This window comes from Neorhizobium populisoli (genome assembly GCF_019430945.1).
In the GTDB taxonomy this organism is placed as follows: Bacteria; Pseudomonadota; Alphaproteobacteria; order Rhizobiales; family Rhizobiaceae; genus Neorhizobium; species Neorhizobium populisoli.
In genome coordinates, this window is sequence record NZ_JAHYCB010000016.1 from 44,663 (window position 1) to 60,307 (window position 15,645).

The 15,645-nt window shown below is 59.6% G+C and carries 15 protein-coding genes and 2 pseudogenes; 11 read left to right on the forward strand and 6 right to left on the reverse strand.

All coding sequences use genetic code 11. The features are described from left to right. Positions 1–51 precede the first annotated feature (51 nt). The 4 genes from KX729_RS29205 to KX729_RS29220 are packed head-to-tail and all read left to right on the forward strand — an operon-like array spanning position 52 to position 3,696. Positions 52–489, forward strand: coding sequence for an organic hydroperoxide resistance protein (locus KX729_RS29205; protein WP_246617946.1), 438 nt, complete (start codon positions 52–54; stop codon positions 487–489). Further along, positions 489–1,664, forward strand: coding sequence for a thiolase family protein (locus tag KX729_RS29210; protein WP_219745990.1), 1,176 nt, complete (start codon positions 489–491; stop codon positions 1,662–1,664). The genes KX729_RS29205 and KX729_RS29210 overlap by 1 nt, the downstream gene beginning before the upstream one ends. Further along, positions 1,664–2,908: an SDR family NAD(P)-dependent oxidoreductase gene (locus tag KX729_RS29215; protein WP_219745991.1), complete on the forward strand. Its 1,245-nt coding sequence runs from the start codon at positions 1,664–1,666 to the stop codon at positions 2,906–2,908. Before KX729_RS29210 ends, KX729_RS29215 begins: the two co-directional genes overlap by 1 nt. Beyond that, entirely contained in the window at positions 2,905–3,696 is a 792-nt protein-coding gene (locus KX729_RS29220) for a cyclase family protein (protein WP_219745992.1), read from the forward strand. Before KX729_RS29215 ends, KX729_RS29220 begins: the two co-directional genes overlap by 4 nt. Here the strand turns inward: KX729_RS29220 and KX729_RS29225 are convergent. Continuing rightward, positions 3,675–4,208 carry a winged helix DNA-binding protein gene (locus KX729_RS29225; RefSeq protein WP_219745993.1) on the reverse strand — a complete coding sequence of 178 codons (534 nt, stop codon included), beginning with the start codon at positions 4,206–4,208 and terminating at the stop codon, positions 3,675–3,677. The genes KX729_RS29220 and KX729_RS29225 overlap by 22 nt on opposite strands. A gap of 99 nt (positions 4,209–4,307) precedes the next feature. Here KX729_RS29225 and KX729_RS29230 point away from each other — a divergent pair, with 99 nt between their 5' ends. Beyond that, positions 4,308–5,114: an aspartate/glutamate racemase family protein gene (locus KX729_RS29230; protein WP_219745994.1), complete on the forward strand. Its 807-nt coding sequence runs from the start codon at positions 4,308–4,310 to the stop codon at positions 5,112–5,114. Positions 5,115–5,140: 26 nt separating this feature from the next. Here KX729_RS29230 and KX729_RS29235 read toward each other — a convergent pair whose 3' ends face one another. Further along, positions 5,141–6,067, reverse strand: a complete 927-nt coding sequence (locus KX729_RS29235) for an NADP-dependent oxidoreductase (RefSeq protein ID WP_219745995.1) — start codon at positions 6,065–6,067, stop codon at positions 5,141–5,143. A gap of 4 nt (positions 6,068–6,071) precedes the next feature. Next, positions 6,072–6,866 (reverse strand): aldolase/citrate lyase family protein, encoded by a 795-nt coding sequence (locus tag KX729_RS29240; protein WP_246617947.1) that lies wholly within the window; start codon positions 6,864–6,866, stop codon positions 6,072–6,074. Positions 6,867–7,035: 169 nt separating this feature from the next. On the opposite strand from KX729_RS29240, the gene KX729_RS29245 reads away from it, so the two are divergent. From KX729_RS29245 to KX729_RS29255, 3 genes and pseudogenes are all read left to right on the forward strand, one after another. Next, positions 7,036–7,743 (forward strand): GntR family transcriptional regulator, encoded by a 708-nt coding sequence (locus tag KX729_RS29245; protein ID WP_219745996.1) that lies wholly within the window; start codon positions 7,036–7,038, stop codon positions 7,741–7,743. Then, on the forward strand, positions 7,743–8,837 hold the full coding sequence (locus KX729_RS29250; protein ID WP_219746031.1) for an LLM class flavin-dependent oxidoreductase: 1,095 nt from the start codon (positions 7,743–7,745) through the stop codon (positions 8,835–8,837). The genes KX729_RS29245 and KX729_RS29250 overlap by 1 nt, the downstream gene beginning before the upstream one ends. Further along, positions 8,834–9,019, forward strand: a pseudogene (locus KX729_RS29255) (flavin reductase); the annotation flags it as partial. The gene KX729_RS29250 and the pseudogene KX729_RS29255, both read left to right, overlap by 4 nt. Before the next feature lie 63 nt (positions 9,020–9,082). Here the strand turns inward: KX729_RS29255 and KX729_RS29260 are convergent. Then, positions 9,083–9,823 (reverse strand): SDR family NAD(P)-dependent oxidoreductase, encoded by a 741-nt coding sequence (locus KX729_RS29260; RefSeq protein ID WP_219745998.1) that lies wholly within the window; start codon positions 9,821–9,823, stop codon positions 9,083–9,085. 2,278 nt (positions 9,824–12,101) lie between these two features. Here KX729_RS29260 and KX729_RS29265 point away from each other — a divergent pair. Then, positions 12,102–12,860, forward strand: coding sequence for an SDR family NAD(P)-dependent oxidoreductase (locus KX729_RS29265; RefSeq protein ID WP_219745999.1), 759 nt, complete (start codon positions 12,102–12,104; stop codon positions 12,858–12,860). 202 nt (positions 12,861–13,062) lie between these two features. Here the strand turns inward: KX729_RS29265 and KX729_RS29270 are convergent. After that, positions 13,063–13,522: pseudogene (locus KX729_RS29270) on the reverse strand (YjbE family putative metal transport protein); the annotation flags it as partial. 371 nt (positions 13,523–13,893) lie between these two features. Between KX729_RS29270 and KX729_RS29275 the strand changes: the two are divergent. After that, positions 13,894–14,307 carry a CBS domain-containing protein gene (locus KX729_RS29275; protein WP_219746000.1) on the forward strand — a complete coding sequence of 138 codons (414 nt, stop codon included), beginning with the start codon at positions 13,894–13,896 and terminating at the stop codon, positions 14,305–14,307. A gap of 457 nt (positions 14,308–14,764) precedes the next feature. Next, the gene (locus KX729_RS29280; RefSeq protein WP_219746001.1) at positions 14,765–15,184 is read left to right on the forward strand and encodes a DUF4174 domain-containing protein; all 420 of its coding nucleotides are present in this window, start codon (positions 14,765–14,767) and stop codon (positions 15,182–15,184) included. Positions 15,185–15,378: 194 nt separating this feature from the next. Here the strand turns inward: KX729_RS29280 and KX729_RS29285 are convergent, their stop codons facing one another. Continuing rightward, positions 15,379–15,624: a DUF7662 domain-containing protein gene (locus tag KX729_RS29285; RefSeq protein ID WP_219746002.1), complete on the reverse strand. Its 246-nt coding sequence runs from the start codon at positions 15,622–15,624 to the stop codon at positions 15,379–15,381. Positions 15,625–15,645: the final 21 nt, after the last annotated feature.

Here is a 15,645-nt window from a genome sequence, read left to right on the forward strand (position 1 = left end):
CCCACATGGCAACTCTCTTGATACGAATGAATTCAAAGCTAAAATCCATATATGGGGGCTCGTGTGACGCCGGAAAAGATCCTTTACCAGACCACTGTCACCGCGCATGGAGGACGTGACGGTCAAGCGCGGAGCGTCGACGGCGGCTTCTCGGTTAATCTCTCCGTGCCCAAAGTCCTTGGTGGACCGGGCGGTGAGGGCACAAATCCGGAGCAGCTCTTTGCTGCCGGTTACGCGGCCTGCTTTCTCGGCGCGGTAAAGCTCGTCGCTCGCAACAGTAAGGTCGCGTTGCCGGACGATACGTCTGTCACGGCCACGGTGGGGATTGGTCCGGTACCCGCTGGTTATGCACTGGCGGTCGAACTGGTCGCTTCGCTGCCCGGGATCGAGCGTAGCGTTGCAGAAGACATCGTCTCGGGTGCGCATGAGCGTTGCCCCTATTCCAACGCCACGCGTGGCAATGTGGACGTCAAGCTGACGGTCGCCTGATGAACCTTTCAAAAGCGCGGCAAGGTTATAATGGCGTTGTGCTGGCGGTACCGGTGACGGTGCCCTATGAGCGCTATTCCATCGAGACTGCGCATTGGTGGATCGGCAAGGCGCTTCGGGCCCTGGCTGAAGGTACGGGGATAAGTCACCGCGATTTCGACGGTTTTTCCGTTTCGAGTTTCACCATGGGCCCGGACAGTGCGATCGCGCTGACCCAGCATTTCGGCCTCTCGCCGCGTCATCTGGATCACGTCCCGATGGGCGGTGCAGCAGGCATTGTCTCAATCCGACGCGCCGCACGGGCGGTGCAGGCGGGAGACGCGGATATCGTCGCTTGCGTGGCCGCCGACACGAACCAGGTCGATACGTTCCGCAAGACGCTCGCCAATTTTTCCCGATTTGCGCAGGACGCATCCTATCCCTATGGCGCAGGCGGCCCGAATGCGAGTTTCGCGCTGATCGCCCGGCATTACATGGATGCCTATGGCGCGACCCGCGAGGACTTCGGCAAGCTTTGCGTTGCGCAACGCGACAACGCGCTGAAGAACCCGCATGCACTGATGAAAAAGCCGCTGACGCTCGATCAGTATCTTTCGTCGAAGCCGATCGCCGAGCCATTTCATCTGTTCGATTGCGTCATGCCCTGCGCCGGTGCTGAGGCATTTCTGGTCCTGCGCGAGGAGACGGCAAAGGCGCTCGACCTGCCTTTCGTGCGGCTCTTGTCGGCAATCGAGCGGCACAACGCTTTTCCGGATGATCCGATCCAGGTGCGCGGTGGCTGGGTGTTGGACCGCGATGAACTTTATGCCATGGCGGGCGCCAAGCCCGATGATATGGATTTTGTCCAGACCTATGACGATTACGCGGTCATCTCGATGATGCAGTTCGAGGATCTGGGGTTTTGCAAAAAAGGCGAGGGGCCCGATTTCGTCCGAGCCAATACGTTCACAATCGATGGCTCGATGCCGCACAATACGTCCGGGGGCCAACTTTCTGCGGGTCAGGCGGGGGCCGCCGGCGGTCATCTCGGCATTACGGAAGCAATACGGCAATTGCTCGGGACTGCCGGCGCGACGCAGGTGAAGGAAGCCCAACTCGGTCTGGTCTCCGGTTTCGGCATGATCAATTACGACCGCGGACTTGCCTCCGCGGCCGCCATTCTGGCGAGGGCCTGATGACCGAGCCACTCGCCAAGCCGAACCGAAAGAACCCGTTATCGCGCACGAACCAGCCGCTGCTGCCGCCGTCCGCCCGCAGCCGCAAGGCGCATGGGCTGACGCTTGCGGCCTGCGTCGGCCGCTTCATGTTGCAATGCTGCGGTGAGTGCGGAAGATATACTTATCCGGTGCGCGAGGCCTGTCCGAACTGCCTGTCGTCGAACCTGCGTTTCATGGACGCGGCCACCGGCGGCACGCTTATTTCGGAAACGCAGATCGAGGCGAGCGGCGATCCTTATTATCGTGGACACATGCCTTGGCGGACAGGTTTGGTCCGGCTTGATTGCGGGCCGAGCGCGGTCGTGCATCTGCATGGCGAATGCGGCGGGCCGGGCAGTTCGCTCAGATTGTCGCTTCAGCTGGATCGTGCCGGCCAAGCCGTCTTTTTTGCTCACCCGATTTCGGAGACGCCGAATATGGAAGACGATCCGCAATGGCGCGAACTCACAGCCGATCCGAAAGATCGGCGCGTCCTGATCACCGATGGTCGCAGCCTCGTTGCGGTCGCGCTGGCGCGGGCGCTCGGGAAAGCAGGCGCCGCGAGGATTTTCGTCGGTGTGGCCGATGGCTGGAAACCGTTCGATGAAAGGCAGGCCCTTGAGGCGATCGAAGGCGTGGAGTTGGTCGATCTGGATCTCACTAGCGAACGGTCGGTACAGGAACTGGCTATGGATATCGGCGCCAGGGTCGAAATCCTTGTCAATACCGCCGACCACGTCCGGCCGGCGCATCTTTTCGAGGCAGGCGCGGCCAACTCGGCGCGTGAAGCTATGGATCACACCGTTATGGGCCTCATGCGGTTGGCACAGGCGTTTGGGCCGGTGATGCGGTCGCGTGGCGCCGATGGCGCAGCGGGAGCCGTCGCCTGGGTCAACGTCCTGTCCGTTCACGGTCTCAGTAGCATGCCGCAATTCGGCGTCCATTCCGCGGCGCATGCCGCTTGCCAGTCGCTGTCGCAATGGCTGCGCAGCGAGCTTCGGCAGGGTGGCGTTCGCGTGATCAACGCGTTTACCGGGCCGCTCGATACCGAGTGGTTCCAGACGGTGCCGCCGCCCAAGGTGGCGCCGAGAATGCTGGCGGATGCCGTCGTCGACGGGCTGAGACGCGGGCTTGAAGACATTTATGTCGGTGACGTCGCCAGGGATATCGAGGCGCGGTTGTTCGACAATCCGAAAGCCGTCGAGCGGGAGGCCGGCCAATGAGCGGGGATATTCTCGGATCACTCGCGGCGGCGCTGGCCGGAGGCTCCATAAAGGTGGTCGATCTCACCCACACACTGTCGCCGGACTTCCCGGTTATCGTCATGCCACCGGAACTCGGCCAGTCGGCGCCGTTCCGTATGGAAAGGATTTCCCGATACGATGCGGGTGGTCCAGCTTGGTATTGGAACAATCTTTCCTTCGGCGAACATACAGGCACGCATTTCGATGCGCCGGTCCATTGGTACACGGGCCGTAACCTGCCGCTCAATTCCGTTGACACGCTGCCGCCGGCGGACATGGTAGCGCCAGCCTGCGTCATCGACTGCACCCAACAAACATCGAAAGACGCGGACTTCCTGTTAACAGTCGCGAATGTGACGGCATGGGAGGAAGAATACGGTCGCATTCCGGCACGATCCTGGGTTTTGCTGCGCACCAACTGGTCGAAAAAATCCGGTGCGGCCTATGCCAATCTCCAGTCGGATGGCGCGCATACGCCGGGGCCGGATGCTGAGGTCATGCGGTTTTTGGTCGAAGAGCGCGGTATTATCGGCTTTGGCACGGAAACGATCGGCACCGATGCCGGGCAGGCGGGCCATTTTTCGCCGCCCTATCCCGCCCATCACTATCTGCATGGGGCAGGGCGGTATGGTCTTCAGTGCCTCACCAATCTCGACCAGCTTCCAGCCACCGGAGCGTTGATCCTGGCCGCGCCACTGAAAATCCAAAACGGTTCCGGCAGCCCGCTTCGGGTGCTGGCTCTGGTTCAGGAGCGCTCAACGGGATGAGAACCGCTCGCCACGCGCCGGGCGGCAGTGTCGTAGAAACTCGTCAGCAGTTCCAGCATTTCCGTTGCATCGCCAAGCCCTTTTTCAGCCTGATCCATCTTCTGGATCAGCGAGACGAGCAGCTGGCGTCTGAGCCCCCGGTAGTCCTGCGTCAGCTTGGTGCCCTTGCGGGTCGGCGTGTAAAGCGTGTCCTTGCGGGAGCGGCCTTTGACCCGCTCGATAAGCTGCATCGTCTGCAATTTCTTGATCGCGTATTGAATGTTGGCAGTATCGTCGCGGCCGAGCAGACGGGAGATTTCGCCAAGCCCTTTCGGCTTGTTGCGATAGCGGATCGTGTGCAGGATGGCGGTATCCAGGCCGCTCAGGCCCGAACCTGCAAGCTCGCTCGAACATTCCGACTGCCAGCGCAGAAAGGCTGCGGAAATGCGCCACAGAGACCATTCGAACTCGGTCAATGCCGCTTCCGACATCTCGACCGATGGGGCGCTCAGCGGTTTCTCGGTCGTGCTCATGCGATTCTCCGGCGTGCTTTTGAAGCGGGAGTAAAGCCTTAAAACCGTGTTTTGACGAGAGCGAATTCTCGCAAGTGACAAGAGCAAAACGAGGGGTCAATGCGCATCTTCTGGCAGAGCTTTATCGACGCAACGGCAAGCGCCGCCTATATGAAGCGGCTTTCGGATTATCTCAACGGTATTGCCGAGCCCGGTACGACGGTAGACGTTTTCGGCATCAGCCCGCCGGACCGGCATTTTGGGAGACTGGCCGAATTCCGCTGCGCCGCCGTGGCGATTGACAACGGGCTGGAGGCCGCAAGCCGCGGTTATGACGCAGTCGTCATCGGCCATTTCCAGGACCCCGGGCTCTACGAACTCAAATCCGCGCTGACGATCCCGGTCATCGGCACAGGCGAGGTCTGCATGCACTATGCCGCCCGGCTTGGTCGTCGCCTGGCGCTCGTCACGCTGGATGATGTTTTTCAGGTGTGGCATTACGAGCAAGCCGATCTCTATGGTCTCGGCAGCCGGGTACGGCATGTCGTGGGCATGAACTGCGAGCCGTCGGATTTCAGTGCGGCATTTGCGGGTGACGATGAAGCGCGCCGACGCATGCTTGCGGATTTCACCGCCTGCGCCGAACCACTGGTGCGGGATGGCGCCGACGTCGTGGTGCCGGCGGGCGTCCTGCCGGGTCTATTGGTCGGAGGCGAATTCGGATTCAAGGTGCTGCACGCGCCGGTCATCAATACGGCTGCCGTGGCGCTGAAGAGTGCGGAGATGGATGTTCGACTACAAAAGCTCAACGGTATCGAAGTCAGCCGCGGCCCGTTCTGTTCGTTGGCAAACCAGCATGCCGTCGACGACTTCCGCAACTTCGTTGCAAACGGCCGGGGAGCCCGGCTCTTTCCGAGCGAGACCTGAAGACGTCGCAACACTCGGGTACGAGATCACATCGTCAAAACCAGGCGCCCCCGCGAGATGGCGCCCTTTTCCATGAGCCGATGGGCTTCGACCGCATCCGAAAGCGGTATGGTCCGCGCGACTTGAGGCTTGATCACACCGGCGCCGGCGAGATCCATCATCGCCTGCAATGCCGACCGGTCATCCGTCACCATGACGCGGGTGACAGTGACACCGAATTCCGCGCCGCGATCATTGATCGGGTCAGCGACAAGCCAGGCCAGGCGGCCGCCTTTGGTCAGGACCTTGTAAGATTTGTCGTGGACCACGCCGCCCATGAGATCGAAGACGACGTCCTGATCCTTCACGGTGTCGGAAAAGTCATCCTCGTCATAAGCGACGACATGATCCGCACCGAGGCCAAGGACATAATCCCGGTTGGTCGAGCGGCAGGTGGTCGTCACCTTAGCGCCGAGATGATGGCAAAGCTGGATGAGCAGGCCGCCAACGGCGCCGGCGCCGGAATGCACGAGTACTTTTTCACCTGATTTGACCTCTGCGGTCTGCACGGAAAGCCAGGCACTGAGGCTCGCATTGGTCAAGGCAACAGCCTCGACAATCGAAAGGTTTTCAGGAATTTTGACGGCGCTCGCGGCATCGACGGCGATCATTTCCGCATAGCCGCCTTGGGCGAAGAAACGGGCCATGACGGCGACGCGATCGCCGGGTTTGAACTCCGTCACGCCGTTCCCGACCGAAAGTACGGTCCCGCCGCCATCGCGTCCGGGAACGCTCGGCATGGGCAGGGTGAAATGGCTTTTCAGATAACCAGCACGGAGCTTCCAGTCGAAGGGCGTGACACTGGCAGCCTCCAGCCCGACGCGAATCTGTCCTGGTTCGGCGACCGGATCCGGCAGATCGATATATTGCATGACCTCGGCCGGGCCGTGTTCATTATACTGGATAGCCTTCACGATCTCACTCCCAGGACGATACATTATTCGTTGCGTGCGGCCGCTGTGCCGCCCGCCAGGCTTGTGCCGAGAGACATCGTGTCGCTCGCCAATAGATAGACGCTGATGCCCATTTCGACGATTTGTCGACAACCTCGGGCGAGGTGAGGAAAATGCCGTCGGCCTCGCCGGTGGCACGGGCCGCCTCAGCAATCTTCAGAATCGCAGCATCCAGCGTCTTGGCGCCTTTCGGCCCGATCACATCGAGCGAAACCGAAAGATCGCCGGGGCCCATGAAAATGACTTCGACACCTTCGACAGCGACAATCTCGTCGCCACTGACCAAGCCTCTGGCAGTCTCGATCTTGATCGCTAAAACTAGGCTTTCATTGGCGCTTTCGAGGTCATCGCGAAAACGATAGCTATAGCCGGCCGTGGGGCCGGGTCCAACTCCATGCTCGCCGACCGATCGATACCGTGTCGCTATCACCGCAGCCTTGGCTCGTGCGGCGGTCGATACGCGCGGCACAAGCACGTCTGCTATGCCCGCGTCGAGTACGCCTGCAATCGATGCCCTTGTATGGCCCGGCAAGCGCACCAATTCACGAACGCTATCGATATCAAAGGCGCCAATGGGACCCCTCAATTCGTGGCCAATCTGTGCGTCCCCAGCATTGAAGTAGATGAAATCCAGCCCGGATGCCTGCGTCACTTCAAAACCGATAGAGTGAGGAATGGCGGCAAACGCATCGATTGGCCGCTCGTAACCAATACACTTCTGGCGGAAGGCGCTCATAAAATCCTTCGGGTAGCCGGCCATATAGTGTGTAGGCCCCACGGTGAATTATAGTTTAAACCTAAAATTCTTCAGACCGCAAGCAGGTTAACCGCATACTGAACGCCACGTTTTTTTCGGTGGAACGTCGGATATTGCCGAGTTTGGCTTGATTTATGCTCAGAACCGTATACGGTTTTTGCGGGAGATTGCAATGAAGAAGCCGACAGACAATTTAGTGGATGCGGTCTACACCGAGCTGCGAATGAAGCTGCAGCGGAGTGAGATTTCGCCGTCAGGACGTCTTGTCGATACGGAAATCGCAGCCAGTCACGGGATTTCCCGAATGCCGGCTCGTGAGGCGCTTCTACGGCTTGTGGCGGAAGGGTATCTGGTCGGCACGACACGCGGTTTTGCCGTTCGGGAATTGTCGCTGGAGGATATATCAGGCCTGTTCGAGGTGCGGCGGCAACTTGAGCCACGGGCCGCCGCCTGCGCGGCGCGCGACATGACGCCGGAGATCGAGGCGGAGCTTACCTCGGCGATGGCGGGCATAGAGCAGGCGCTCGACGCGAATAACATTTCAGCCTTGCTGGCCGCCAATGTCGACTTTCGCAATGCCTGGCTGAAGGCGGTAAACAACGCTCATATGGCAGCAACGATTTCGCGGTTCATCGACTATTTTCAGTCGGTTCGGCTCGGCACGTTCGCCAACGCGGCAACTGCGGAACAATATATTGACGGGCTCTCACGCATCCATGCGGCGTTTCTGGCCCATGATCCGCTAATCGTGCAGGACCGCATGATGCTTTTCATGTTTGCGGCAGAGGAGGCCTATCTCTCCGTTCGCCGGCGACAATTGGAGGAGGCAGAGACCCTGCGTCCCGCCCGCAAACGGACGACTAGGAGAGGAACAGCATGATCATGAAGCAGCATCCGCTGAAAGGTCCCAGCAAACTCAAACTCGGTGTCTTTTCCGCCAATGCGGATGGCGGGCTGGCGATCACCGATGTGCCGGAGCGCTGGCAGGCGCGCTGGGAGGACAATCTTAACGCCGTGCAGATTGCCGATCGCGGCGGGCTCGACTTCTTCCTGCCGATCGCCCGATGGAAGGGGTTCGGCGGCAAGAACCGGGTGCGTGAATGGTCGTTCGAGACATTCACCTGGGCGGCGGGCTTGGCCTCGGTCACCGAGCGGATCGGGCTTTTCATGACCGTGCATGTGCCGCTGGTGCATCCGCTTTATGCGGCCAAGGCGCTGGCAACCGTCGATCATATCAGCGGTGGTCGTGCCGGCCTCAACATCGTCTGCGGCTGGAATCCCAAGGAATTTGCCATGTTCGGCACGCCGCTGGTCGAGAAGGGTTACGATCAGGCGGCAGAATGGCTGGAGATCATGGAACGCGCCTATGCCTCGGATGCGCCTTTCGATTATGACGGTGCCTATTACAAGCTCAAGGATGTGGTGAGCCGTCCCGCCAGCCTGCAATCGCCGCGGCCGGTGACGATGAACGCTGCCTTCGGCGGCCCGGGCCGGGATTTTGCGGCGAAGAACTGCGAATATCTGTTCACCACATTCACCGAGATCGCCGACGCCGGCAAACATGTCGAGGACATCAAGGGCCGAGCGGACAAGCTTGGTCGCGATGTCGGCGCCTATACCGTCTGCCATGTGGTCTGCCGCGAGAGCCAGCAGGAAGCGGAGGATTATTACGAGCGTTATGCCGTGACGCTCGCCGATCACGAGGCCGTCGACCAGCATATGGCCGGTAAGAAGGAATTCTCCCAGTCGCATGACAAGGAGAGCTATGATCGTTACCGCAAGCGGTTTGCCGGTGGTGCCGGCGGTTATCCGCTGATCGGCACGCCGGAAAAGATCGTCGAGGATATGGTGGCGATCGCCGAACAGGGGTATTCCGGTATCGCCATGTCCTTCGTCAATTACACTTACGAATTGCCGTTCTTCTGCGATCGCGTCATGCCGCTTCTAAAAAAGGCGGGGTTGCGCGTCGAATGAGCATCGATCCTATCCATGACGAGGTCGAGGCAACGCGGCTTTCCTTCCGGGACGGCATGTCGTGGCTGGCGGCTGCCGTGCATATCGTGACGACCGACGGTCCGGGTGGGCTGGCAGGGTTTACCGCGTCGGCCGTCTCAAGCGTCACCGATCGGCCGCCGACCTTGCTTGTTTGCCTCTCTCACCAACCTCACGATGGGGCACGGTCCTTCTTCGTCAAAGGCCATGCTTGAGCGGGATGTGGCTTAAGCGATCGCACCGCCGTCCGCGGTGAGGGTCGCGCCTGTGATAACGCTTGCGGCGGAGCTTGCGAGGAAAACCACGGCATTCGCGATCTCTTTCGGCTCGCCGTAGCGTCCCAGCGACGTCAGGCTTCGCTGGAAGTCTGCAGCCGCGCCGTCTGCCGGGTTAGAATCCGTGTCTGTCGCTCCAGGCTGGACGAGATTCACGGTGATGCCGCTCGGTCCCAGTTCGCGGGAGAGGCCGCGCGTGAAGGATGTCAGTGCCGCCTTCGACATGGCGTAAGGAGTTATACCCGGGAAGGGCACCCGCTCACCGAGCGCGGAACCGATCGTGATGATGCGGCCGCCATCTCGCAGGTGCGGTATGACAGCCTTTGCAAACAGCACCGGCGCTCGCACGTTGACGTCCATGAGGTTTTGATATTCGTCCAGGTTCAGATCGACGATGTTCCCTGAATGACCGATTGCTGCGCTGTTGACGAGGATGTCCAGCCCGCCGAGCGCGGCCACGGCATCTTCGACAGCCCGCGCGATCGCCTGCGGGTCGGCGCTGTCGGCCTGGATGGCGGTGGCTCGGCGACCGCGGCTTTCGGCGGACCGGGCAACCGCCGCAGCCTTCTCCCTGGAACTTTGATAGGTGAACGCCACATCGGCACCATTCTCCGCAAGTGCTTTGACAATCGCCGCGCCGATGCCGCGCGAGCCGCCCGTGACCAAAGCGCGCTTTCCAATCAAATCGATCATATGCGTCGGTTCCTTTCTTTGTCGTCAATCGTGAAGCCGGGAGTGCCGCCTGCACTGGGGCTGCGCCCGACAGGGTGTCCGACCTATTTCGTGGCCCTGGCGCAGCGGTTGAAGTGGCGGTGAATGCGACAGCTTGTTGCACGGTGGGGAACAGCGACCGCCTTGCATCCCACCTCCTGCAAGTCTCGCAACATGGCGTCCCGGCCGGGAGCCATTTCTGAGGACCGTCCGCCCCCTACATGTTTGCAAGACTTTCCGCGGAGAGTGGAGTGAAGACGAAGGCCCAGTCTACGACAATCCGGGACCACCGTCGGTGCTCAAATACGTCGACGTGCCCGATCCGGTCTGCGGGCCGGACGAAGTCCTCATAAGGGTGGAAGCGATCTCCATCGAAGGCGGAGATCTGATCAATCGTAGATCGACGTCACAGCCCCCTCGGTGGGTGGTCGGTTATGCAGCGGCCCGCACGGTCGTGGGCGTACACGTGACCACGCGGTTCGTCGGCGACAAGGTCGCTGCTTTCAGCATGCAGAGATTGCACGCAGATCGTTGGGCTGTCGCTGCTTCGCGAACGTGGCTGGTTCCCGAGGGCCTGGACATCGCAAGAGCTTCCGCGCTGCCTATCTCGTTCGGCTCCGCCTACCACAGCGTAATTACTCGAGGCGTCGCCGTTCGGCTTAGCGCCCGACCTGATGACCCCGCCGCTGCAGGTGATCGTCGGCGGGCGCCGAGGGCCTGCCGGGCAATACGAGGCGAGAGGCGCCAATTCGACCTTTCTCCGTCGAACCGAAGCACTTCTTTGAAGTCCAAGGTGCAGGTCATCACGCCATGCACTACAAGCCGAAACACGTCGGTTCGGCGGTCGCAAGCCTCGCCGGGTTCTTTTCAGAGAACCTTGCACCAAAGGATTCCAGCCGCTCCTAACACTTCTACTTTGGGAGATTCGGGAGCCGACAAGCAGGGCAGAAAGCAAAAAAGCCTGTCGCGGGAGGAGGTGCGACAGGCTTTCTTGAACTAAATGACAGCGACTGGGAGGAGGAGTGTCGCTGTCGACAGGCGTTCCTGGGAGGAGGATGGGACGCCTGAATTCCGAAACGGTGCGGGAGGAGGTGCATCGCTTCGATGGGAAGTAGATAGACTCATGGCTAACTTGACGCAACGTGATTTGTTGCATTGCACCTATGCATTTTCGCATTGCACAAAGCCATCCTAGTATCGTGGAGGTGAACGTGCGAAGAATCTCAGCGCGGGGACAAGAGCAGTTCCTGCACGTCGTCTGTCGGACACCTCAGCGCCCTCGTAGCCTCTATATCATCAACGGGCTTAACAAGGACGCCTAGAGCGCCTTCGACCCCTTTGCGACGACCTCCGGATTGGCTGTCATGAACACCACGGATGATCCACGGGTCGCCAGCAGCCGTGGGATCTCGGGTCCGGTTGCTCCGTCGGCTAAGTTCACGTCGACGAGCGCTACGTCGACCTCATTTAGATAGCCAAGAGCCTGCTCCGTGGATTGCTATGCCTGCGACTCCACCCAACGAGATGGCCGTGTCCTCGACACTCATCGCTATCAGAAGCTCTACGGTATTTGGAGGACAGAGCATTTACGGACCTCGTGCCGGCTTACGACCTCTGGACGCGACGCGGCGAGCCTTGGCTCCCGCCCATGAGGGCGCCGAGCAGTCCGACCAGGACACACCGGTTCGTTCTGAGGGCTATGACCTCCTGGAGACGAGATGAAGCCTGGTTTGCCACAGACAGGTGAAGCGGTCTTCTCCGAATGCGATGGGGCCGGCACCGACAATGGGCACACCTGCGAAGCTTGCGCAGGCACTGGCAAGGTGCGGGTTACGGTCGGTGACGCGTAAGAACGCGATGGCGTCGCTTGCCCTGAACGGTGTGGAACCTTCAGCACACATTGGCGTTCTCGTGCCGGGCGATATACGGGGCTTCAGAATGACGGGCTGTGAAGGCGGGATGGCAGTGTACTACGACAGCGTGACGAAAGCAGTATTAATAGATTTCAGGGGCGCTCTCCACTACCTCATCGGACCCTTTAAGACGAAAGCCTCAGCTATCTTGGCAGGCGAAGCGAAATGCCGCGAACTCGGATTCCGGGCCTCTTCCCCATGCGGAGCCGAATGATGCTGGCCACTGGCTGGAAGCGGTTCCGAAGCTCGACGTTTTCGGATTATCTGGTCGCTGGGGCGATCATGTTGGCAGGGCTGATTTCGATCTGGCTTGTGAACGCATTTTAGAATCCGTTGCGAGGATAGCCATGCTACAGGGAAACGGCCCGAGCGCACCCCAGCGCACGGTACTTCTGACGGGCGCGAGCCGGGGCATCGGACACGCGACAGTGAAGCTAATGTTCCAGAACGGCTGGCGGGTGCTCACGGTATCACGCGCCGCTTTCAGCGAGGACTGCCCCTGGCCGGGAGGCCGCGATAATCACATACAAGCCGATCTAGCTGAGCCGACCTCTTATGATCGTCTAGCGGCGGAAGTTCGCGAGCGGCTGAACGGTACCGGGCTCTACGCGATCGTCAACAACGCCGCTATTTCGCCAAAAAGCGAAGGAGGTGCGCGCATGGGAGTAATGTCGACCTCCTACGATGACTGGCTAAAGGTCTTCAACGTGAACCTCTTCTCGGCCGCGACCTTGTCACAGCGGCTTTTCAACGAGCTCAAGGCGACAGGCGGCGCGATCGTCAACGTCACCTCGATCGCGGGCTCGCGAGTCCATCCCTTCGCTGGCCCTGCTTACGCGTGTTCGAAAGCGGCAATGGCTGCGCTCACCCGCGAGCAGGCATTTGAGTTCGGACCACACGGGATCCGGGTCAATGCGATCGCGCCAGGTGAAATCGACACTTCCATCCTGTCGCGTGGGACCGAAAAGATCGTGGCCGAGCAGATACCGATGAACAGGATGGGAGACCCGGCCGAGATCGCGCGGGTCATCCTTTTCCTCTGTTCGCAGGAGGCCTCGTATATCAACGGCGCGGAAATCAACGTCAACGGCGGCCAACACGTCTGACTTCATGTATTGTTAGTTGATCATGGACTAATGGAAATCAGCGCAAGCCTCGAACGCTGGCGCTCGGCTGACGCTACGGCGTCCGCCAGGTGACCGAGGGTGGGGAGGCCTTCGGTCACCCATACGCCCTCTTTAGCTTCCGACCCTCCGGATAGTGGCACAGATTAGGGTTGCGATCGTTCGACACCCAAGGCCATAGCTCAAGCGCTCCGCTAAGCAGTAAGCCGACAACCAGCACTCCCGGGTGCTCTCGCAGCGCCCGCTACCGCAAGGACGTTGTCCAGTGACATCGAGACGTCGGCGACGATTAGTTGCATGACCGCCTGAATAAGTGTCTTACGCTGCACGCCTTCCGTTTAGACCGCCTCTTCATGCGCGTGGCCACTGCTTAGCTCTTGCCACATATTCCAACAAACCCAAAGGAGCAACAAGCCGCCAGCAAACAAGAGCCCGACGATTGCAAGGAGGTAAACAGCGGCACTCGCGAACATGATACGCAAGACTGTCGCCCCTAGAATGCCGACCACGATAGCCCTCTTTCTTTGCTAGGCATCGAGCCCAGCCGCAAGGCCGATAACAACCGCATTGTCTCACGCGAGAACAAGGTCAATCGCGATGACTTCCAACAGCGCCGCCAAACTCCCGGCCTCGAAGATTTCCAAACATGAGCCCTCCTTCGTATTCGAAGCGCACAAATCCATTCAAGGCACGAGACATCGATTTTGAATGTCATCGTGACAAGATCACAAGATGTTTTCGGTTTCCCCGCTTGAGTTGCAAAGGTGGTGTAGACACTCCTCGGGGACAGAGGGGCGCTCGACGTCACAACACCTTGTTGTCTTTGGGATTGGCTCCACGACGCGCTTTTGCTTGCGTACGCAGGGAACACAGTCGACCGAGATTGCAGGTGACGGACCTTGAACTGTCGAGCCCAGCCTGTCGACTGCGCTGCTCGGGCGGGGTTCGTCATTCGGAACGCTTCTTGCCCTGAGCCGTTACGGCGGTGCTTCATGTCGATATCAGGAGAATGAAAATGCGGGTGAAAAATTCCATGACCGCCCAGGTCGTCTCGGCGAAATCGTCGGATACGGTAGAAGACGTCGCCCGGAGAATGTCCGAGATCGACAGCGGAGCAATCCCAGTGATCGATGCAGACGGCGTGGTCGGCATCATCACCGACCGGGATATCGTCATCCGCGTCGTCGCCGAGGGCAAGGCCTCTTCTACCCCGGTCGCAGAAGTGATGACCGCTGGCGTTGAGAGCTGCCTTGAGGAGGACGACCTCGCCGAAGCCGCCAGGCGTATGGCCGAACTTCAGATGCGCCGTCTGGTAGTTTTCGACAACGAAGGGAACCTCGCCGGCATCATCTCTCTCGGCGACATTGCACTCCAGGAACAGGGCGATTTGGCCTCGGAAGCACTCGAGGAAATCTCGCTCGATGATTAAGAACGGCGGCGACCGGGCCCAGTTCATCGGCCGCACCCCTAATTTTCCAGAGGCGTTACTTCCGATGTCCGCACCTGACATCGTTTCTGATCATTCGTTTGGCTGAAGGCACGATAACACGCAGCTCCGGACCAGCACATCTCTCTGTACGATCACGCACTTTCAGTTGGATTTCTTACGCGAAGCCCGAAGTCATGGGTGTTCATGGCGAAAGCTACTTGACGTCGCGGGTATTGCCGAGAACCCCTCCGATACCCTCAAGTCAATCAGATAAAGGTCCGCCTTGCCCCTCGGCGGGCCTTTCCTTTGCCCGACGTCCCGATGACTATCGATGTCGTGCTACTCACAGCCATCGTTCTCGCCGCACTTGCTTTCGCCGCTTTGGCTTAGGAAGACCGCGATAGCTGCAACATAATCCCCTCGGCGGCGTTACGTACTCTCCTAAGGAGGTCAAGACATGTTGCGCATGGTCATCGCGGTCGCCTCCACCTTTGCGTCAATACAGGTCTTCGCAATGGACAGCATAGCCGATCTCGAATGGAAAAATCGTGTCGTCCTGATATTCGGACTGCCGACCGATGCTCGAGTAGATCATCAGATTGAACTCCTCGAACGCCAGACATCCGACTTGGCTGAGCGTGACATGGTCATCATACGGATAGCGGGTGACGAAGCTCGTTCTGTCTACGGAAATTTTCCGAGCCCTGACGCCGGCGTGCTCCGAAAGGAAGCGGAAATCATCGGCGACACCTTCCAAGTCGTCCTGATTGGAAAGGACGGCGGCGTAAAGCTCCGCAGCGATCGCGTCGTCCGAAACATTGAGATTTTCGATCTGATCGACAGCATGCCGATGCGTAAAAAGCTCAAGAACGACTAAAGTTAGCCGTCGTCGCATACGCCCTCGCGACGAAGCAATCTCGGTTGTTGTAGCAAATACACTCCTGGCAATTCTCCTCGATCTCCGTTCCCAAAATCGGCGGTGATCGGGCGCGGGGTGTAACATCGCCAAAAGACGACGTACGCTTTCGGCGTTCGCCAAACCGCTGGACGTCACCGGCAGCCAACCGGTCATCAATATCGAATGAACCGGACCTTACCCTGCCCCTCTAATAAGAAGCTCTGGAACCCAGCTTCACGCACCGCTCGCTTCACGCCTGAGATGTGCATTCGATTGGAAGGGTTTTCCCAAAACTGCGGAAGCTGCGCGCTCTTTGGAAGTAAAAACCCAATCTCTTGCTCGATCTCCTCAAAGGTAAGGATCACCTCCGTTGGCTTCGTCTCGGCAAGCCAGCGGGTCAGCCCGCGATATCTGGTCAATTTGTCCCTCCAAGATCCCAA